This is a genomic window from Klebsiella sp. SWET4, from assembly GCF_024296565.1.
GTDB classification, from domain to species: Bacteria; Pseudomonadota; Gammaproteobacteria; order Enterobacterales; family Enterobacteriaceae; genus Klebsiella; species Klebsiella variicola.
This window is the reverse complement of sequence record NZ_JANCOB010000004.1, coordinates 43337-63668: the sequence shown is the minus strand read 5'-3', so window position 1 is coordinate 63668 and position 20332 is coordinate 43337. Positions and strand designations below refer to the sequence as shown.

14 protein-coding genes and 5 pseudogenes are annotated in these 20332 nt (G+C 53.5%); all 19 read left to right on the top strand.

Going from position 1 to position 20332, the window contains the following annotated elements; translation table 11 throughout:
- Positions 1-67: 67 nt before the first annotated feature.
- The 19 genes and pseudogenes from NKJ21_RS11610 to NKJ21_RS11515 all read left to right on the top strand — a co-directional run bounded on the left by NKJ21_RS11610 (position 68) and on the right by NKJ21_RS11515 (position 20311).
- Entirely contained in the window at positions 68-2554 is a 2487-nt protein-coding gene (locus NKJ21_RS11610; protein WP_064171076.1) for a type VI secretion system Vgr family protein, read from the top strand.
- Positions 2555-3475: 921 nt separating this feature from the next.
- A pseudogene (locus tag NKJ21_RS11605) lies at positions 3476-4538 on the top strand (hypothetical protein).
- A 218-nt stretch (positions 4539-4756) separates the two neighbouring features.
- A pseudogene (locus tag NKJ21_RS11600) lies at positions 4757-4834 on the top strand (hypothetical protein); the annotation flags it as partial.
- A 21-nt stretch (positions 4835-4855) separates the two neighbouring features.
- On the top strand, positions 4856-5746 hold the full coding sequence (locus tag NKJ21_RS11595) for an SUMF1/EgtB/PvdO family nonheme iron enzyme (protein ID WP_109848624.1): 891 nt from the start codon (positions 4856-4858) through the stop codon (positions 5744-5746).
- A gap of 45 nt (positions 5747-5791) precedes the next feature.
- Complete coding sequence (locus NKJ21_RS11590) at positions 5792-5908, top strand: hypothetical protein (RefSeq protein WP_004217423.1); 117 nt, start codon at positions 5792-5794, stop codon at positions 5906-5908.
- 21 nt (positions 5909-5929) lie between these two features.
- Positions 5930-6823 carry an SUMF1/EgtB/PvdO family nonheme iron enzyme gene (locus NKJ21_RS11585; RefSeq protein ID WP_239270516.1) on the top strand — a complete coding sequence of 298 codons (894 nt, stop codon included), beginning with the start codon at positions 5930-5932 and terminating at the stop codon, positions 6821-6823.
- A 52-nt stretch (positions 6824-6875) separates the two neighbouring features.
- On the top strand, positions 6876-6977 hold the full coding sequence (locus tag NKJ21_RS11580; protein ID WP_071787070.1) for a hypothetical protein: 102 nt from the start codon (positions 6876-6878) through the stop codon (positions 6975-6977).
- A 21-nt stretch (positions 6978-6998) separates the two neighbouring features.
- Positions 6999-7892 (top strand): annotated as a pseudogene (locus NKJ21_RS11575) (formylglycine-generating enzyme family protein).
- Between the two features lie 133 nt (positions 7893-8025).
- Positions 8026-8253 (top strand): DUF6392 family protein, encoded by a 228-nt coding sequence (locus tag NKJ21_RS11570; protein ID WP_162536011.1) that lies wholly within the window; start codon positions 8026-8028, stop codon positions 8251-8253.
- Between the two features lie 114 nt (positions 8254-8367).
- Positions 8368-8817 (top strand): annotated as a pseudogene (locus NKJ21_RS11560) (DUF6392 family protein).
- Between the two features lie 297 nt (positions 8818-9114).
- Positions 9115-9381, top strand: a complete 267-nt coding sequence (locus NKJ21_RS11555) for a PAAR domain-containing protein (protein WP_004175522.1) — start codon at positions 9115-9117, stop codon at positions 9379-9381.
- A gap of 3 nt (positions 9382-9384) precedes the next feature.
- Positions 9385-10542 carry a type VI secretion protein gene (locus NKJ21_RS11550; protein ID WP_239270515.1) on the top strand — a complete coding sequence of 386 codons (1158 nt, stop codon included), beginning with the start codon at positions 9385-9387 and terminating at the stop codon, positions 10540-10542.
- Complete coding sequence (locus NKJ21_RS11545) at positions 10526-13936, top strand: ImcF-related family protein (protein WP_254732903.1); 3411 nt, start codon at positions 10526-10528, stop codon at positions 13934-13936. The genes NKJ21_RS11550 and NKJ21_RS11545 overlap by 17 nt, the downstream gene beginning before the upstream one ends.
- Before the next feature lie 134 nt (positions 13937-14070).
- A complete protein-coding gene (gene tssF / locus NKJ21_RS11540; RefSeq protein WP_239270513.1) occupies positions 14071-15834 on the top strand; it encodes a type VI secretion system baseplate subunit TssF in 1764 nt (587 codons plus the stop codon).
- Between the two features lie 29 nt (positions 15835-15863).
- Positions 15864-16880, top strand: a complete 1017-nt coding sequence (gene tssG / locus NKJ21_RS11535) for a type VI secretion system baseplate subunit TssG (protein WP_254732901.1) — start codon at positions 15864-15866, stop codon at positions 16878-16880.
- Positions 16861-17397 (top strand): type VI secretion system lipoprotein TssJ, encoded by a 537-nt coding sequence (gene tssJ / locus NKJ21_RS11530; RefSeq protein ID WP_077263621.1) that lies wholly within the window; start codon positions 16861-16863, stop codon positions 17395-17397. The genes tssG and tssJ overlap by 20 nt, the downstream gene beginning before the upstream one ends.
- Positions 17398-17399: 2 nt before the next feature.
- Positions 17400-17843, top strand: a complete 444-nt coding sequence (gene tssE, locus NKJ21_RS11525; RefSeq protein WP_004152261.1) for a type VI secretion system baseplate subunit TssE — start codon at positions 17400-17402, stop codon at positions 17841-17843.
- A 19-nt stretch (positions 17844-17862) separates the two neighbouring features.
- A pseudogene (locus NKJ21_RS11520) lies at positions 17863-19265 on the top strand (VasL domain-containing protein).
- Between the two features lie 131 nt (positions 19266-19396).
- Positions 19397-20311 carry a sugar ABC transporter substrate-binding protein gene (locus NKJ21_RS11515; RefSeq protein ID WP_164728710.1) on the top strand — a complete coding sequence of 305 codons (915 nt, stop codon included), beginning with the start codon at positions 19397-19399 and terminating at the stop codon, positions 20309-20311.
- The last annotated feature ends 21 nt before the right edge of the window (positions 20312-20332 follow it).

Sequence of the window (20332 nt, the reverse complement as noted above, 5' to 3'; positions counted from 1 at the left end):
AAATTAAACAGTGCATCCTGTTAATTGATTTTTGGTGGTCATTACTGCGGAGTAAAACAGGAATATAATGGATACCTTTTCAATGATTACCGGCACCACCCTTAACCGTTACCAGCTGGATATTCCTTCATGTACCGCATCGCTGGATGTGGAAGAATTCAGTGGTGCAGAAAAGCTGAGTGAACTTTATTATTACACCATTACGTTTACCAGCGCAGAGAAAAACATTGATGCCGCACAGCTCCTGAGCAAACCCGCCATGCTGACGATGGGCGGCGGCGCACTGCAGCAGCTGGCGGACTGCAAACGCGTCCATGGCGTGGTGACTGCCTTCCGGCGTATCAGCAGTTCAGAAGATCAGTCGAAATATCAGATAACCCTCCAGCCGTTTCTCTCCCTGCTGGATAAACAGTTTCGCAGCCATCGTTTTTTCGTGAATAAATCGGTACCGGAGGTGGTGGAGCAGGTATTGCAGGAACATCACCTGCATGACTGGGAGTATGAGTTTAATCTCAAGCAACACTATCCGCGGCGCGAGCAAATTAATCAGTATCAGGAGAGCGACCTGGCGTTTATCCAGCGCCTGCTGGCAGAGGTGGGGATATTTTATTTCTTCACCCTGCAGGAAGAGGCCCAGAGCGAAGTGGTCCACTTCGCCGACGCGCAGCGGGCGCTGATGTTCGATAAGACACTCCCTGTAAACAGCCCGTCCGGGATGAGCGACAGCGGTACGGAATCGATATGGGGTCTGAGCATCACGCATAACGTCGTAGAGGCGAACGTCACTACCCGGGATTATAACCCCCGCGATGCGCAGAGCGTTCTCCAGTCGGCAACAGCGGATATGACCCGGGGAAATGGGGAAGGCCTCACTTACGGTGAGGTATACCACTATAAGCTTCGCCACCTGGAGCGTGGCGATAAAATCGACCCGCAGACGGAGACCGCCAACTTCTATGCCCGTCTCGACCATGAGCGTTTTCTGGCTCACCAGACGCTTATTACCGCGAGCAGTACTGCAGCCTGGCTGGCGCCGGCCCAGGTGCTGACCGTTACCGACAGCCTCCCTCCGACCCTGCCTGCGCCCGTGCAGGATCCGCTGTTAATCACCGGTACCGGTTTTACCGCCAGCCGCCGGGAGGCGCTGCGGGTGACCCTGCTGGCGGTGCCCTACAGCGAAACATTGTGCTGGCGTCCGCCGCTGCTGCCGCGCCCGAAGGTGACTGGCACCATGACGGCGCGGGTGACCAGCGCGAAAGCGAATGATATCTACGCCTGGCAGGATGCGTCCGGCCTGTACCGGGTGAAATTTGACGCTGACAGAGATGAGAAAGGGCAGGGTCAGGAAAGCATGCCGGTGCGTCTCGCCAAACCCTACGGCGGCGACGTGTACGGCTTTCACTTTCCGCTGATCCAGGGCACGGAGGTGGCGATTGCTTTCCACGAAGGCGATCCCGACCGGCCGTATATTGCGCATGCGCTGCATGACTCGCGGCATGTCGACCCTGTGACGGAGAAAAACAGCACCCGCAATGTGATTCGTACTCCGGCCAATAATAAGCTGCGAATGGAGGATAAGCGCGGCGAGGAACATATCAAGCTCAGCACCGAGTACGGCGGCAAGACGCAGCTCAACCTGGGGCATAACGTGAATGCGCAGAGGGAGTTGCGGGGCGAGGGTGCGGAACTGCGTACGGATAAATGGGTGAGCATCCGGGGCGGTGCGGGGGTGTTTATCAGTGCGGATAAACAGCCTTCGGCAGGCGACAGGATGCTGGCAATGGAGGAGGCGATTGCGCAGCTTGAAAATGCCCTGGGTATTGCGAAAAGCCTGGCGTCGGCAGCGGAATCGGCTCAGGCCCTGCCATCGGATACCGGCAACCAGCAGACGCTGAACGATGCGCTGAAAGAGCTGGCGCAGCCGGGGATAGTGCTGAATGCGCCGCAGGGCGTGAGCATCAGCAGTCCGCAGGCGGTACGGTTGTCTTCGGGTAGCGCCAGCGTGGGGATTGTGTCACAGCAGAATACGGACATCAGTGCGCTGAAACGTTTTACGGTGGCGGCGGGAGAAGCCGTCAGCCTGCTGGCGCGAAAGGCGGGGATGAAGCTGTTTGCGGCGAAGGGAAAGATGGAAATCCAGGCGCAGGATGATGCGCTGGAGGCGACGGCGAAAAAGGATATCACCGTGACCAGCGTGGAAGGCCGGGTGGAAATCACGGCGGCGAAGGAACTGGTGGTCAACTGTGCGGGAGCGTATATCAGGCTAAGTGGTGGCAATATCGAGCTGGGCTGCCCGGGGAATATTCTGCTGAAATCGGCCAATGTGCAGAAAATGGGCGCAGCTGATTATGATGCAAACAAACCTGAGCTTCCCGTCGGTTTCAGTGAGTTTTTTACTGCAAAAGATGAAGAGTCCGGGGAGATTTTACCTTTTACCCGGTACAGGATAACAACCGGTGAAGGTAAAGTATTTGAAGGCAGGACCGATGCGGAAGGTAAAACTGTTGCAGTTTATACTGCCCTGCCTGATGCCCTGCATATAGAATTACTTTAAAGAATGAAGGAGTAGCATATGGCTACCGGAGAAGAGAAAAGTAAAACATCGGTACAAGGGACGGGAACGGTTGTAAAAGGAAAATATGGCCCAGAATGTTATTTTCACCCAGGTAGCGCAACATTGCTTTTTCTGGAGGCTTCAGATACTAAAATTATCGAACAGGAGCATGATTTTCTGTCTGGCTTGCTTGAAACTCAGAAACAGGCGCAAAAAAATCTTGATGATATTAATTTTGAAGCAATCACTCAGGCAGGCAGAGTGCCAGCAAGAAAATTTGAAAGTGAAATCACTAAAGCCTATGAAGCCTTAAACAAAGCAAATCAGGCTTTGCGGAAAGAGCTTATGTCACTAACAGCGAATCCTCCGGAGGGGGAATTGCTTAATGATAAAATGAAAGATACTGCCATTGGTATAATGGAACTTATTCCGTTTAAAAATAACACAGTGAAAGGGTTCAAGAAAACTTATGTGCGTTCCGATAAAATAAAACACCAGTGGCGAACATATAAGCTCAGCGAAGTTGATAAAGAAAGTGGTGAAGCCAGTTTCATAAAATATAAAAACAAAACTATTGTTTCTCAGGATGCGAATGGTAATCAGGTTAATAAAACCATACGTCAGGGAAAAATAGATACAGCAGAACTAAAAAAACAACTAAGTAACGTACCTGTTTCACTGAAATTCGATCTTGTTGACGATACGAATGTTATTGTCAGTCACTGGGCAGAGGAAATGAACAAATCTCTGACCTGGCCAAAGGGGGATGGTAAAGTCGACGAATCTGTTTATCACCAGTATGTTGATATTAGCGCGCAGGCTCAACTGATGCGCTACAGCCATGGAGGGGGTGCATCAGCGGAATATAATCCGTCAGAAAAAAAACTGGAGGGAAAAATAGAAGGTCATGCCAGTTTTGCACTGGGGGAGGCGAAGGCCGAAATGGCCCTGTACCTGCCGGACAGGTTAGGTGTCAGCCTTTTATTTCCGGCGAAAAAAGTGACGCCACAGACACCGGATGGTGTCTGTAATATGGGAGCGCTGCGTTTTGCCATGAAACTGGTATTGTCAGGTAGCGTTGGTGCCAGTGCTGCAATTGAATTAGGGGTGACAGTAGACTGGAGTGGAGAAATGGGAAAGGGCTATGGCATTAAAGGCCGTCCTGCAACCCTGACTGCTCCACCGTTGCCAGGACAGCAGCAGGTGAATTTAAAGACCTCAACGATACCTGAAGCACAGGGGGGAGGTGAAATTGGTGTTTTTGTTGGTGCTCAGGCGGGAGGTAATATCAGTGGTGCAATTGAGTGGTTTGACCCGCATCCTGATGATACGCCAGTAGCTATAGGTGTCGAGAAAGATAACAAACCCATTGTCAATAAAGAGAAGAAGTTTGCCGCGATAGCCAAACTGGAAGCGGGGATGACGGTGCAGGCAGGCGCTGGGGGAAGTGGGGTTTTTTATATCACCTATATTCAGGGACGTTTTCGTATTTACTGTAAAGCGGCTTTATGTTGGGGAGTGGGGGCCAAAGGGGAAGTCGGTTTTGAAGTTGATGGCAGCAGCTTTGCGGCTTTTATGAAGAGTTTTATGCTTATGCTAAGGAATGTTGATTATCAGAAGCTTGAGCAGATGATGGCAGGGGATGCCTTTCGATCTTTATGTGCAATTCCTATTATTATGGCTGCGCAAGGGATACAGGCAATTGATGCGATGTACATCGATGTAACTAGAGTGTTAGTTAACTTGAGTAATCAGATTAGTGATGAGGGAAAACGAATTGATTTAATGTATAGTATTTTGTCTAATCCGGATCAGCTAAAATATACTCCTCCAGAAACAAAAGGGGCAGTGATTGCCACATTAATTGATCAGAATTGGGTGGACTGGCTTGACCCTCGCAATCAAAATAATGATTTTTTTTCCGTTAACAGTTGGAAGCTCGGTCCTCTCAAGAGGCGAAAGCAAGCGGTGTTTATGGCACTGAAGTGGGTACAAAGTCAGGCAGATTATAACAATGTTATGCAGCATTTGACGTTGTCGCCAGGGGAGAAGAAAGGTAATAAAGAATTGAATGAAAAAGATGTGATTAAGTTTTTAGGCATTGGAGAACGAAAATTGTTTTTCTATACCAATTATGGCGAAAAGCTCACCTTATTGCATAATAACCTTCCGGTTTCCGTTGGCCCGGATGAACCATTTAGACCTATTCCGGATATCCTGATGTCAGAATATCTTGCCATGATCGACGACCAGCACCCGACGGGGACAATGACTGCCTGATGCAATGGCTGAGGTGATAAGATGAGAAAATTAATCGTAGTTGCTTCTGTTGCCGCCAGTTTACTGCTCGGGTGCGACCAGAAGAGTACTGAAAAGCGTAAAACCTTGTCTGAAGCGCTTGTTGCTAAGTCGCTTTCTGACATGGTCGCCGTACAGGGCGGCGAATTTTTAATGGGAGATTTTGGACCGTTAGTCGGTGAAAAACTGCCTTTCAGCATAAACCAGGATGATAAGGTATTACATAAGGTTGTGTTAAGTGATTTTTTAATATCAAAATATAAGGTTATTAATAAGAATTATAAAGAGTATTCAAAACTTACTAATAAAAGAGCACTGCCGGTAGGTCCATTTATGAAAAATCATCCATCTTTATTATCCGATGATTATTCAGCAAATGTGACCTGGCAACAGGCAAAAGACTATTGTCAGTGGTTAGGTAAGGAGTCCGGTAAAAAAATTGATTTGCCGACAGAGGCGCAATGGGAGTATGCAGCAAGATCCAGAGGGCAGTATCTTCCGTTTGCTACCAACAATGGTGAGCTTTTACCCGGGAAAAATTTCCCGAACCAGGACGAACTGGATAGTTATACTGATGGTATTGGACTTCCTTTTTATCCAATAGGGAAGTTCCCGCCAAACCCCTTAGGTCTGTATGATATGGGACTCAGTGGCTCTGAATGGACCAATGACTGGTATGCAGCAGATTATTACTCTCATTCTCCGGTAAACGATCCTCAGGGGCCTGCGCAGGGTACTAAAAAAGTCCTGCGCGGGAATGTTGGCGGTGACAGACAGTACGCATTGACTATGTTTAGACAATCTGCTTCACCACTCCCAGAAGAAGTTGATGGTGACTATGAAAAATATGGTGTTGGTCCGCAGTATGTTTTCCGTTGCGTCATCAATAAATAATGTCGTTTGGTGGTGACATATATCATTTTAACCGGAGCAACAACGTTGAATGAATGTTCCAATAAACCGGAGAGACTATTTAAACCTGTCCCGGATAGCCTGATGTCAGAATATCTTGCCATGATCGACGACCAGCACCCGACGGGGACAATGACTGCCTGATGCAAAGGCTTAGGTGATAAGATGAGAAAATTAATCGTAGTTGCTTCTGTTGCCGCCAGTTTACTGCTCGGGTGCGACCAGAAGAGTATTGGCAAGCGTGAAACCTTGTCTGAAGCGCTTGTTGCTAAGTTGCTTTCTAACATGGTTCCCGTTAAGGGCGGCGAGTTCTTAATGGGGGATTTTGGCCCATTAGTCGGTGAAAAACTGCCTTTCAGCATAAACCAGGATGATAAGGTATTACATAAGGTTGTATTAAGCGATTTTTCGATATCAAAGTTTAAAGTTACCAACGATGATTATAATAAATATCTGCAGATAACAGGAATAAAAAAACCTCCCATTAATATTCTGGTAAAAGAGTACCCATCCTTGCAAAAAGATGATTACTCTGTTGGTGTGACCTGGCAACAGGCAAAAGATTATTGTCAGTGGCTAGGTAAGGAGTCCGATAAAAATATTGATTTACCGACAGAAGCACAATGGGAATATGCGGCAAGGTCAAGAGGGCAGTATCTTCCTTTTGCGACTAATAATGGAAATTTCGAGCTTGGTTCTAATATACCTGAACAAAAGAAATTAGATGAATACACAGATGGTTATGGTTTTCCTATTTATCCAATTGGGAAATATCCTCCGAATCCGCTAGGTTTATACGATATGGGGCTAAGTGGAGCCGAATGGAGTAATGATTGGTATTCAACTGATTATTATTCCCACTCCCCTGTTTATGATCCTCAAGGTCCAGTTAAAGGTAATGAAAAAGTTTTAAGGGGGTATGTTGGCGGAGATCGTCAGTATGCCTTGACTATATTCAGGCAATCGTCACAACCTGTGCCAAAATTTGCTGGGCGTGATGATTATCAAAAGTTTGGAGTTAGTCCTCTTTTTGTATTTCGTTGCGTTATTAATAAATGATATCGTTTGACTGTAATACTATATTATAGTCGGAACGCTCAATGAATATAATATTCCGCTGGACAGCCTGTTTAAACCTGTCCCGGATAGCCTGATGTCAGAATATCTTGCCATGATCGACGACCAGCACCCGACGGGGACAATGACTGCCTGATGCAAAGGCTTAGGTGATAAGATGAGAAAATTAATCGTAGTTGCTACTGTTGCCGCCAGTTTTCTGCTCGGGTGCGACCAGAAGAGTACTGACAAGCGTGAAACCTTGTCTGAAGCGCTTGTTGCTAAGTCACTCTCTAACATGGTTCCCGTTAAGGGCGGCGAGTTCTTAATGGGGGATTTTGGGCCGTTAGTCGGTGAAAAACTGCCTTTCAGCATAAACCAGGATGATAAGGTATTACATAAGGTTGTATTAAGCGATTTTTCGATATCAAAATACAAAATCACCAATGATGATTATAATAAATATTTGCAGATAACAGGGGTAAAAAAAGCACCCATCCATATTTTTTTTAAAAAATTATCCATCCTTGCAAAAAGGATATTATTCTGTTGGTGTTACCTGGCAACAGGCAAAAGACTATTGTCAGTGGTTAGGTAAGGAGTCTGGTAAAAAGATTGATTTACCAACAGAGGCGCAATGGGAATATGCAGCAAGATCCAGAGGTCAATATTTTCAGTTTCCAACAAATAATGGTGACTATTTACCTGGAAAAATGTTCCGGGTAAAGATGAATTAGATAAATATACAGATGGTTTTGGTTTCCCATTTTACCCAGTAGGCAAATATCCCCCAAACCCCCTGGGTCTGTATGATATGGGGCTTAGTGGCTCTGAATGGACTAATGACTGGTATGCAGCAGATTATTACTCTCATTCTCCGGTAAACGATCCTCAGGGGCCTGCGCAGGGTACTAAAAAAGTCCTGCGTGGATATATTGGCGGCGACAGACAGTACGCTTTAACCATGTTCAGGCAATCAAAATTGCCAGTTCCGAAGATCGATAAAGACGATGACTATGAAAAATATGGTGTTGGTCCGCAGTATGTATTTCGTTGTGTCGTTAATAAATAATGTGTGATGCTATATCTTATTTTAAAAAATCGGTGGCGTTCAACATATAAGGTTTTTTTCTAATGGATGGTAAAATCATGTACAGTAGTGAAATTATTTCATCGTCATCAACGATGATTGTCAACGGAAAAAAGTGGTGCTCATTAAAAATCTGAAAGAAGAAATGTTAAGGTTTGAAGATGAAGCCAAAACTGACTGGCTGTTTCCTAATCCTATGCCGTTTGGTCTGGAACGAGTTATGATTCAGCAGTGGGTGCGGGCTTATCTAGGATTTCCGATGGTTTACGTTGAAGCAAAAATTGTTATGACTGCTTATAGGGGGGGAAGAGATATATACCTTACCTATGCCTCATCAAAATAGTTCTGTCGGATTTATCTATAACAATGATTTATTTGCAGAAACCGTGACTTTTTATCCACTGAAGCGAGCAAAGGAGATTCATATTGCGCTGGAGAAAAAGCGACTTTGTGGCAAATGAATATTGATATCGAAACACTTGTGAAGCAATTAGGTAAACCTTATCAGGATATTTATGAACAAGGTTTAATTCCCTACAAAACAAAACCAACGATTACTGTTGGTGATGATATTTTCAGGCTGGATATGAGGCGGTAAGGAATATTTTTATCTTTTATCAATAACTAGAAAAAATCTTGAGGAAGTGACTTTGCGGTTAGAAGATGAAAAAAAACGGCTTGGTTATTTCCTAATCCGCTGCCATTTAGTCTTGAATCAGTAATGACGCAGCGATGGATGCGCGAACGCTTCGGATTTCCCATAGGTTATGGCGAACGCAAAACGATAGAGAGCTATAGTCGTCGTATTAGCGAGGTATACCCACTGTTGCCACCTAATCAGAAAATGTCTGTTTTATTTTTTTATAATTCTGATTATTTTGTTGTTAGTGTATTTTTTATTGTATAGAGCATGCAATAGAAATTAAGGCGGATCTCGCGAGTATAAGGTCGTCTGGCAATTGGCGTTCGAAGTGAAAAGTTATTAATGTAGGGGATATCACCTGGGGGAAGAAGTATATATTAAGTAAAGAGAGGCGTGCAGATATTCCAGATATTATTTTATGTTTATTATTCTTTCTTTGATAGGAGTGGCCGGTTTTTGTCTGTTATTAAATGTTATTGCCTCACTCTTTAGGTTGAAATAGATGCGATTGAGTATTCTAATTAATAACTACTGTATCGCTGATATATAAAAGGAAATTCAATGTCCAAAGGTTTTGTATTACTCGGCGATAAAACTACGCACGGCGGTGCTGTTATTTCCGCATCCTCCACCATGATTGTAAATGGAAAGCCTGTAGCGCTGGTGGGGGATAAAGTCAGCTGCCCGATTCCGGGACATGGCACTAATGCCATTATTGAGGGAGCGCCGGAATGGTCTTCCGATGGTAAAGCCATCGTGGTCGATGGCTGCAAATGTCAGTGCGGTTGCCAGGTGATTTCCGGCGCGCCGGAATGCGCGATAGGATAAAAAATGGGCTGGGTACGAACAAAAGCATTGACCATGGAGCAGCCATCGGCTCCTTCACTGACCCGATGGCTGTTTGCCGGTGTACTGATGGCGATTATCGGTGTCCTGCTCTTTATCCTCCATGCTTCCGGCACCGTAAAAATTCTCTCAGTGATAAATATCTGGTGGGTATCCCTGATGCCTGCAGGATGCTGGTTGCTGATTTTTTGTCTGCGTTGCTACCTGTGGGACAGGGATCTGAAAGCGCATCAGTTCTTGCTGAAAGAGGCGGAATACGGACAGCAGAGGTGGGAAGACTGGGCCGGGCGCTGGCTGGCCGTTCTGGGCAGTGCAGTGCTGTTGCCGGATCATATTTCTGCGGCGCATTGGGGAAGTGAGCGGCCTCAGCAATACGGACTTACCCGCAGGATTAATTACCTTCCGGTAGAAGAGCCGGTGCAGTTGAGTGCGATGCATGCGCTGCTGACCAGTATAGAAGAGCGCGTGCAGTGCCTGCCGGAAGAGCTACCGCTGTATGTCACCCTGATCACGGATAATCCCTCGCCTGAGCTGACCAGCAGTTTCAGTAATCTCTGGAAAGAACACATTCCTGGCCGCGCCGTGCCTGATGATATTACCGTTACCGGCTCATTCTCACTGTCGGAAGTGGAAGAGCGCCTGAAGCAGCCTGTACTGACGGTCAATTTACTCCTGGTCATCCAGCTCAACGGTGGTACAGCATACTCCGACGGGCTGGCCGTGCTGCTGCTGACCAGCGATGATGTGGCGCAAAAATACCATCTGCCGCACTCATCACGGCTGTTACGTCCTATGCCCTTAGATATGACGAACTTTGAAGACGATATCACCCTGTTTCTGGAAACCCAGACTGTCGCCTGCCAGACGCCCTCCGTTATCGGGGACGCAAAAAAATGGACGGAAACAAGCGCCGCGCTTATCACGCAGGGCGGCAAAATGCATACCCCATGGAAAGCTGAAGATATCGCGCTGCTGGAAAAATGGTGCGGTATTCCGGGACCCGCAGCGCCCTGGCTCCTGGCCGCCCTGGCAGCCGATCTGGTCAGCCTCCGTAAACAGCCCCTGCTGGCGTTATTTTCCAGCGAACAGGAACATTTTATCAGTACCATCACCCCAGGGAGTGAAGATGAATATACCGGGTAATGGCCTGGGCCGGTTTGGCCTGGCCGGGCTTACGTTGGCCGGGATGGCTGCAATATGGTGGGGGATCACCCGCTATGGCGGCATGCTGAATATCAATACGCGGGGCGAGCAGGTACTGGCGTTTGTCCTGGTCTGTCTGGCGTTGGTATTTGTTTTTTACCTTCCTGCAATGTCCCGCCGTGTGAAGGAGAGTTTATATCGCCGGCAGTCGCAGCAGGCCAGCGTCTTACCCGGCGAAGAAGGGCGCGTGGCGCTGACACCTCCCCATCATATTACGGTGGGGGAAATTCGCCAGACTCTACGCTATCAGTATGGACGCGCCTGGTCCCGCAAAGTCCGTATTCTGCTGATAATTGGCTCAGTCAGAGACGTAGAACAACTGACCCCAAAGCTCACGCAGGAACTCTGGCAGGAAGATCAGGGTACATTATTGCTGTGGGGTGGAGACCCTGGGGCAGCGGTAGATAACGCCTGGTTCACAGCGCTGCGTAAACTGCGTTATCGCCCGGCTGATGGTATGGTGTGGGTAACATCGGGCTTTGACGGCGTTTTGACAACGATGAACAGAACGAAGCCCAGGCTCACGCCAGATGAAATGGACAGTGTGTCTCACTCTCTAAAGCTACGCTACGAAGCTCTTGGCTGGAAACTACCCCTATACGTCTGGTCGATGTATGAGGGGGGCAACGAAAAAAATGGACGTATCACTCAGCCTGTAGGCTGCCTGTTACCTGCAGGTAGTACGCCGCAAATAGTTGCCGAACAGTTCACTGCCCTGGCGCCGTTACTGATAGAGCAGGGCATCCAGCAGATATGCGGGCAACCACAGCACAATTTTTTACTCGCGCTGGCCGATCAGTTGACCCGTAAACCGGAAACGGTGACGGAGCCGTTATCGGTACTGCTTAATCCTTACCGCCCGCAGCCGCTGGCCGGAGTGGTATTTAGTGAGGCGTCAGTAGAGGCTGGTCGCAGTGTCCGTCATCACTGGGGACGGGATAACCGCTGGGAAACGATACCAGACTCAGTGCTGTGGTTGCCAGCCGGTCTACGTCCGCGCAAACAGGGAGTCAACTGGATGCGTGGGATGAGCGTGGCCACTGCCGCCCTGATGTTATTTTGGGCCGCCACTCTGCTGGTCTCTTTTATCGCCAACCGCGAGCTGGTGGCGACCGCACATCAGCAGGTGCAGCAGGCCTCGGCGGGAAAACAACCGCTGGCCGTACGCCTGCATGCGCTCTCCGCGATACAGAAAACGCTTTCTAAACTGGAATACCGCTCGCAGCACGGCGCGCCGTGGTACGCTCGCGCTGGTCTCAGCCAGAATGATGACCTGCTGGCGGCGCTGTTCCCGCGCTACGGGGAGATGGCGCAGCCGCTGCTGCGCGATGCGGCAGCAGCGCACCTTCAGCGGCAGCTGAACGCCTTCGCACAGCTGCCGCCGGACAGCCCGCTGCGTGAGACGATGACGAAGACCGCTTACGACCAGTTGAAACTGTACCTGATGCTGGCCCGCCCGGAGAGAATGGATGCTGCGTGGTTTGCGGGAGCGTTGATGCGCGAGTGGCCGCAGCGTTCCGGCGTGGCGGACGGCGTCTGGCAGGGTAGCGGCCCTTCGCTGCTGGCATTTTATGCCGCCAGTCTGGCGTCGCATCCGCAGTGGCGTCTGCCTGTCGATGACGGTCTGGTCAGCCAGGTGCGCACACGGTTAATTCGCCAACTGGGCCAGCGTAACAGTGAGTCCACGCTTTACCAGAAGATGCTCGCGCAGGTGGCGAATCAGTATGCCGATATGCGCCTGGCGGATATGACTGCCGACACCGATGCTTCGCGTCTGTTCAGCACTGATGAGGTGGTGCCGGGAATGTTTACCCGTCAGGCCTGGGAGCAGGCCGTGCAGCCGGCCATTGAGAAAGTAGTCGCGGAACGCCGCGATGAAATGGACTGGGTGCTGAGTGATACGAAGCAGACTGCCGCGCAGTCGACGTCGCCGGAAGCTCTGCGAGCCAGGCTGGCGGAGCGTTATTTCGCTGATTTTAGCGGCGCCTGGCTGGATTTCCTCAACAGTCTGCGCTGGCAGCGCGCGGCGACCCTCTCCGATGCTATCGACCAGCTGACACTGATGGCCGATGTGCGCCAGTCGCCGCTGGTGGCGCTGATGAACACCCTGAGCGTGCAGGGGCGAACCGGCCAGACCGGGGAAGCCATCGCCGATTCGCTGGTCAAATCGGCCAGGCAGCTGTTTAACCGTGATAACCCGCCCGCCATCGATCAACGGTCCGGCGCGCGCGGTCCTCTGGATGCCACCTTCGGGCCCGTGCTGGCGCTGCTGGACAATCGCGACGGCGGGACGCCCACCAGCCGCCTCAGCCTGCAGACCTTCCTGACCCGCGTCACTCAGGTGCGTCTGCGCCTGCAGCAGGTCACCAACGCCACCGACCCGCAGGCGATGACCCGCCTGCTTGCGCAGACGGTGTTCCAGGGCAAGGCTGTGGATCTAACCGAAACGCGCGATTACGGCAGCCTGGTGGCGGCGGGACTGGGCCAGCAGTGGAGTGGTTTTGGGCAGACGCTGTTTGTTCGCCCGATGGAGCAGGCCTGGCAGCAGGTATTGACCCCGGCGGCGGAAAGTCTCAACGCCCAGTGGCGCAGTGCGGTGGTGGAGGACTGGAATAGCGCTTTTGGCGGTCGCTACCCCTTTAAAAATACCAGCAGTGAAGTCTCTCTGCCGCTGCTGGCAAAATATCTCAATAGCGAGACCGGGCGCATCGCCCGCTTTCTGCAGACCCGGCTGAACGGCGTGCTGCATAAAGAGGGGAGTCGTTGGGTGGCGGACAGTATCAATGCCCAGGGGCTGACGTTTAACCCGGCCTTTCTGCAGGCGATGAATACCCTGAGCCATCTCTCCGACGTCGCGTTCGCCAACGGCGAAGCGGGACTACATTTTGCGCTACGCCCCGGCACGGCGGACGGCGTGATGCAGACGGAGCTGGTCATCGACAGTCAGAAACTTGTTTATATGAACCAGATGCCGGCCTGGCGGCGGTTCAGCTGGCCCGCCGACACCGAAGCGCCTGGCGCTAGTCTGAGCTGGATCAGTACCCGGGCGGGCACCCGCCAGTATGGCGATTTCCCGGGCGCCTGGGGCTGGATCCGCCTGCTGGATAAGGCGGTGGTCAGCGCTTATCCCGGAACGAGCAGCAGCTGGAGCCTGAGCTGGAAAGCGCCGGATGGTCTGTTGCTGAACTACACGCTGCGTACCGAGGCGGGGGAAGGACCGCTGGCGCTGTTGGCCCTGCGAAACTTTACGCTACCGGAGACGATATTCAGCGTGCGCGCGCCTGCTGAGCGTGTTCCGCTGACCGACGATATACCCGGCGAAGAGGGATACTGAAACCGCCTCCCTCACTGATTGGCGTTGACCTGCGACGCCGGGCCTCCTCTGCTCATGGCCGCCCGGCGGCCAACTAATCTGACCGCGCAGCCATGCTGCGTGTCTCCCTGTAGACGAATAATGGAATATTCATAATGGACGATTTAACCCTGCGATATTTTGACGCTGAAATGCGCTACCTGCGCGAGGCGGCAAAAGCGTTCGCGCAGGCTCACCCCGATCGGGCGGCGATGCTGGATCTCGATAAAGCCGGTACGCCGGACCCTTACGTTGAGCGCCTGTTTGAAGGCTTTGCCTTTTCCGTAGGTCGCTTGCGCGAAAAAATTGATGATGATCTGCCGGAGCTGACCGAGGGGCTGGTCAGCATGCTGTGGCCGCACTATTTGCGCACCATTCCGTCGTTATCGATCGTGGCGCTGACCCCAACGCTGCCGGCGATGAAGATGGCGGAAACGGTGCCCGTCGGGTTTGAGATTAGCTCCCGCCCACTGGGGCCGAAAAATACCGTGTGCCGGTACCGAACCACCCGCGATCTGACGCTTAACCCGCTGGCGATAGAGGAGGCGGTGATGACGGCGGAGCCGGACGGACGTTCGGCTCTGCGACTACGATTCGCCTGTAGCGAGCTGGCGGACTGGTCGCAGACCGATCTCCGCCGCCTGCCGCTGTACCTGGGGGAAGACGCCGTTACCGGCAGCGCCCTCCATCAGTGGCTGACCCGACGCCAGGCCGCGCTGTACCTGCGCCTGCCGGGTCAGACAGAGCGGGTAAGCCTCGACGGCTATTTTTTCCCGGGAGGATTCAGCGAGGAAGATCGTTTATGGCCGAAGGGGGAGAGCGCTTTCAGCGGCTATCAGTTGCTGCTCGAGTATTTCACCTTTCGCGAAAAATTTATGTTCGTGCAGCTAAATGGCCTGGAAAACATCACCCTGCCGGCGGGGATATCGCATTTCACGCTTGAGGTGGTGTTCAGCGAGGTCTGGCAAAGCGATTTACCCGTCAGCGCAAGCAGCCTGCGCCTGCACTGTGTGCCGGTGATTAACCTGTTTACCCTCGAGGCCGATCCGTTGACCATCAGCGGGCTGGAGAGCGAATACCTCCTGCGTCCGAAGCGCCTGCAGGACGGGCATACCGAAATCTATTCTGTCGACAGCGTGACCGGCTCCGGGCGCACCGGGGAGGCGCGCTATGTGCCTTTCACCCGCTTTCGTCACCAGGGGGGAATGATGCGTCGCCATGCGCCGGAGCGCTACTACCACACCCGCGTCAAGCGGGGCGTCACCGGCATGCACGATACCTGGCTTATCCTCGGCGGACAGCAATGGGAGGCCGACCGGGCGCTGGCACGGGAAACGGTCTCCTTGCGCATCACCGGCACTAACGGCCAGCTGCCGCGCCGGGCGCTACAGAGCACGCTGCTGGATCGCTGTGAGTCGATATCAGCCACGCCGCTTACCGTCCGCAATCTCTGTAAGCCCACATTGCCGGTATATCCCCCGGCGGAAGACCGCTACCACTGGCGGGTCATGAGCCATCTGGGCACCCGTTTTCTCAATATGATGAGCAGCGCCGAGGTACTGCGCGGTACGCTGTCGCTCTACAACTGGCGGGAGGATGAGCTCAATAACCGTCGTCTGGACGCTATTCTGGCGGTCAGCCATCACCGAATTCAGCGTTTCGAACAGGGATTCCTGCTGCGCGGGCTGGATATCGAAGTGACGCTCGACGGTAGCGGATTTACCGGCGCGGGCGATGTCCACCTGTTTGGCGACATGCTCAACCGCTTTTTCGCACTGTATGCCGATATGAATCAGTTCAACCAGCTGACGCTCATCGTTCAACCTGAAGGGAAATGTATCCGGTGGAAAGAGAATCACAGTCTGCGGCTGGCCGGCTGATGGCGCAGCTCCGGCCTCAGTTGCCATACATGAATTTTTACCGCTTCTGCCAGTTGCTGGAGAAGATCCAGCCGAAGGCGCCGGTCATCGGCAGCGACTGGCAGTTGGGTGATGAGCCCATACGCTTTCGCCCGCATCCGGGGATGGGTTTCCCGGCCGGCGAAATCCGTGGAATGGACGATCCTGAACCGCCCCGACCGCCGGCGGTTCGCGTTGCTTTTATGGGGCTCTACGGCGTGGAATCCCCGCTGCCGACCCACTGTAGCGATGACATTGCGCAACGGCGGGAAGGCGTCGAGGCGACCGAGGATTTTCTCGATATCTTTAACCATCGGCTGATCGCCCAGTATTACCGTATCTGGCGCAAATATTCCTACCCGGCAACCTTTCGGGCGGGTGGCACGGACAACACCTCGCAGTATCTGCTGGGCCTGGCGGGGCTGGGCATACCGGGATGTGCCGCCGTTGCCGCAGCGCCGCTGTCGCGATTTCTGGCGTTGCTGCCGGTGATGATGCTGCCGGGGAGATCCGGGGAAGGCATGGAGGCGTTGGTGGCGCTCCTGGCCCCGGGGACCCGGGCGACGGTGTACCACCACGATCCCTGCCGGATCCCCTTGTCGCAGCCGTTAACGATGAGCATCCGCCAGCCGGTTAGCCTGCAACACAGGCCAGTGATGGGAACTCACGCCACGGATGTGAACAGTCAGGTGTTGCTGCAGCTAGCCACGGAGAATCCTGATGAGGTTCGCGGCTGGCTGCCCGGCGGCGAACTGTTCAGCGACCTGATGGCGCTCCTGCACGTCTGGCTCGGATCTCATCTCGACGTGCGGCTGCAGCTTTGCGTCGCCCGCCATTTACTGCCGGATGCGCAACTTTGCTGCCAGCAGGCGCATGCCGTCCAGCTTGGCCGTACCGCTGTGCTGCGTCCGCTGGATGCGCAGAAACAGGCTGACGACAGGATCACGATTTATCTGGGGCGCTATCAGCGCGTCCGGGAAAATATCCACCGCAGGGAGAGCGATGAAGATGGCGATTACCGCAGATAAACCCTCCGCCAGGTTGCTGGCATTCCTTATGGTTACCGTCTTAACCGGTTGCGGCCTGACGCAGACCGTGAAAGACGGCGCCGTTTCCGTGACCCAGTCCATTTTTTACCCCCAGGTGAAAACCCTGCATCTGGATCTTCGCGCCCGGGAAGGGGTGAATAACAACGCCAAAGGCGCCTCCCTGGCGACGGTAGTGCGTATTTACCAGCTTAAGGACCGGCAGGCGTTCGACAATACTGACTACCCGTCGCTGTTTGCTGGCGATGGCCAGGCGCTGCAGGCGGACCGGGTGGCGGAAAAAGATGTTCGCCTGCGTCCGGGCGAATCGGTGACCGTCGATATGCCTATGGAAACCAGCGCGCAGTTTGTGGCGGTGGCGGCCATGTTTATCGATCCAGACCTGACGCAAAACAGCTGGCGGCTGGTACTCACCCGGGACGATCTTGACCCGGCGAGGCCGCGCATTATCGAAGCCAGCCAAAATCAACTGACGCTGCACCCGCTTAAGGAGAAGTGAAAATGCCTCGTCCCTCCCTGTATGACATCCTGTACGGCAACTTCGCCGGCGGGCTTGACCTGAATACTGTCAGCGAAACGGATCAGGTCATCCTGTCGGTGCTCGATAACATGCAGCGCATCCTCAACTGTCGGGCTGGAACGCTGGCGCATCTGCCGGACTACGGCCTGCCGGATATGACCGCTATCCTCCAGGGGATGCCGGCGTCGGCGCATCAGCTGATGAGCACGTTATCGGCGGTGTTGCTGAAATACGAACCGCGCCTGCAGCGGATCGCGGTGGTGATGCTCGATCAGCATGCGCCCGGCGAACTGCGCTATGCCATTGATGCGGAGCTGAAGGATATTGGCCTGGTGCGTTACGGCACAGAGTTTATGCCCGAGGGCAGGGTGTTGATCCGCCACCTCAAACGCCAGCAGTATCTTGACGCCCGCTCCGCCCTCTAATCTCTCGCTGAAAGACATCATGATGACAACACACGACGAACGCCACTATAAAACCGGTGGCGACCCGCGCACGCTGGCTGATTTTATTGCCCTGCGTGCGGAAATGAACAAGCTCAGCCACCCGGCGCGGCCGGATATTAACTGGCCGTATGCCGAGCAGCTTGCCCGCTCGCTGCTGGAGCATCACGGCGCGGATCTGCAGACTGTCGCCTGGTATACGCTGGCCCGCGCCAGGCTGGGCGGGCTGGCAGGGATCCACGAGGGGCTGTCGCTAATGGAGTCGCTGCTGGCCCACCAGGGTAAAAACCTGTGGCCGCAGGCGCTCCCGGCCCGGACAGAGATCTTCCGCACCCTGAGCAAGCGGCTGCGGCAGGTGATCCGCACTCTCAGTCTCGCCCCGGCGGATCTCGAGTCGCTTGGTCAGGCTGAACGTTCGCTGCAAAGCTTCGACGCAGTGCTCCAGCGCCTTGAGATCGCGCCTGAAAACTCGCTGAGCGACCTGCGGGCGCTGTTGCACAGCACGGTAAGCCGCTTCGAGAATCTCGACCCTGCGCCAGCGCTCCCCACCGCGCCGCCGGTGGCGGTGTCTGACGCGGAACTTCCCGGCGCTCTGGTCAGCGAAGAGGATGCGGCGAAGGTTGAACCAGTGCCAGAACTAAAACGTAGACCAAAGGCTGAGCCGCTGGCGCCGCCTTTACCTGCAAAGCGGCCCGCGCCAGTGGTGGCGTCTTCTCCGGCAACCGCGCCGCGCTGGAAGCCGTTTGTCGCCGGGATGGTCACCATGCTGGCGGTGACGGGCATCGCCGTCGGTGGATGGCTGGCGTTGCGTCAGTCCGATTTACCGCCCATTTCGGTGACCCAAAATGTGATACCGGGCCTGCCGGGGGCATCTCCCCTGATGCCGGTGGATCTGCCTCAGACGCAGCGCCAGCTTGGCGAGCTCGCCCGCCTGGCGCCGGACTGGGCGGTAAGCTACGGCGACCAGCTGGTCCGGCAGGCCCTGAGTCGCTGGCCGGATCAAGCACAACCGCTGGCGCAGCAGTGGCGGCAGCAGTTGAGCGCTGCCGCATTGCCCGCGGAAAACCTCACCGGCTGGTCCGAGGGAATGCAGCTGCTGCAGCGGCTCGCCGGCCAGCTCAATGCCCTCGACGAGCAGAAGGGGAGATACCTCACGGTGAGCGAACTGAAAACAGCAGTGTTTGCCATCATGCAGTCGTTTAACCGCGCCGTTCCGCTGGAGGAGGAGCTACGCCAGCTGGTCGCGCTTCCCGTTGATCAACCCTGGCCTGCCGCCCGGGGAAGCCTCGCGGAGCTGCATCTGCAACAGCTGATCGTGGAGTATGCCCTGCTGAAGCGAAAGCAGTCGCCGCCCGCTGAGATCCCCCTGCCGGTAAGCCCTCGGTGAGTGAGGCGGTGAAATAAAGTGTGCGCATGGCAACATTTTCTTTACATCATGATTGCAAGAACCGAACGCCCTTCGTAGTCTGAAAATGATTTAAATATACCATTTGTGTTTATATTGAAAATTTCATTTCGACCTCTGAGGGCATGCTATGAAGCACTGTAAAATCATCCTGTTAGTTGGGTTACTGGCCTGTTCCGCCTCGGCTTTGGCGGAGAAGATCGGCGTCTCAATGGCCTACTTCGATCAAAACTTTCTCACCATTATCCGCCAGTCCATTGAGAAAGAAGCTCAAGCCCGCCACGTCGACGTGCAGTTTGAAGACGCCCGCGGCGACACCGGACGTCAGGCCGATCAGGTGCAGAGCTTTATCGCCTCCGGCGTGGACGCGATCATCGTCGACCCGGTGGACTCCGCCAGCACCCCGCAGCTGACGAAGATGGCGCAGCAGGCCAAAATGCCGCTGGTGTATGTGAACCGGACGCCGGGGGATAAAACGTTACCGCCTGGCGTGGTGTTTGTCGGTTCGGACGAGCGGGAGTCCGGCACATTGCAGATGGAGGCGCTGGCGAAGCTGGCGAACTACAAAGGCAATGTCGCCATCATGATCGGCAATCTCACTGACGCCGGCGCGCTGCAGCGCACCAAAGACGTCGAGCAGGTGGTGGCCAAATATCCGGCAATGAAAGTGGTGCAGAAACAGCCGGCCAACTATTCCCGCAGCGAGGGAATGGATCTGATGCAGAACTGGACAGGCAACGGGGAAGCGATTGATATTGTGGCGGCGAACAACGACGAGATGGCGATTGGCGCGGCGATGGCGCTGGAGAAGAGCCAGAAGAAGCTGTTGATCGGTGGGATCGACGCCACGCCGGACGGGCTGAAAGCCCTGGCCAGCGATAAGATCCAGGTGACGGTCTTCCAGGACGCCGTCGGTCAGGGCAAAACGGCCTTAGCGGTAGCGCTGAAGTTGATTAAAGGAGAAAAGGTCGAGTCTCATGTCTGGATCCCGTTTGAGTTAGTGACCAAAGAAAACATGCAGATCTATGTGGAAAAGAGTCATTAACGGCAAGGCGCACGTGAACGA

Bases quoted from the DNA above. Each gene is read 5' to 3' on its own strand.
- NKJ21_RS11610 (WP_064171076.1), top strand. From the start codon at position 68: ATGGATACCTTTTCAATGATTACCGGCACCACCCTTAACCGTTACCAG.
- NKJ21_RS11595 (WP_109848624.1), top strand. From the start codon at position 4,856: ATGAGAAAATTAATCGTAGTTGCTTCTGTTGCCGCCAGTTTACTGCTC.
- NKJ21_RS11585 (WP_239270516.1), top strand. From the start codon at position 5,930: ATGAGAAAATTAATCGTAGTTGCTTCTGTTGCCGCCAGTTTACTGCTC.
- NKJ21_RS11555 (WP_004175522.1), top strand. From the start codon at position 9,115: ATGTCCAAAGGTTTTGTATTACTCGGCGATAAAACTACGCACGGCGGT.
- NKJ21_RS11550 (WP_239270515.1), top strand. From the start codon at position 9,385: ATGGGCTGGGTACGAACAAAAGCATTGACCATGGAGCAGCCATCGGCT.
- NKJ21_RS11545 (WP_254732903.1), top strand. From the start codon at position 10,526: ATGAATATACCGGGTAATGGCCTGGGCCGGTTTGGCCTGGCCGGGCTT.
- tssF (WP_239270513.1), top strand. From the start codon at position 14,071: ATGGACGATTTAACCCTGCGATATTTTGACGCTGAAATGCGCTACCTG.
- tssG (WP_254732901.1), top strand. From the start codon at position 15,864: ATGAATTTTTACCGCTTCTGCCAGTTGCTGGAGAAGATCCAGCCGAAG.
- tssJ (WP_077263621.1), top strand. From the start codon at position 16,861: ATGGCGATTACCGCAGATAAACCCTCCGCCAGGTTGCTGGCATTCCTT.
- tssE (WP_004152261.1), top strand. From the start codon at position 17,400: ATGCCTCGTCCCTCCCTGTATGACATCCTGTACGGCAACTTCGCCGGC.
- NKJ21_RS11515 (WP_164728710.1), top strand. From the start codon at position 19,397: ATGAAGCACTGTAAAATCATCCTGTTAGTTGGGTTACTGGCCTGTTCC.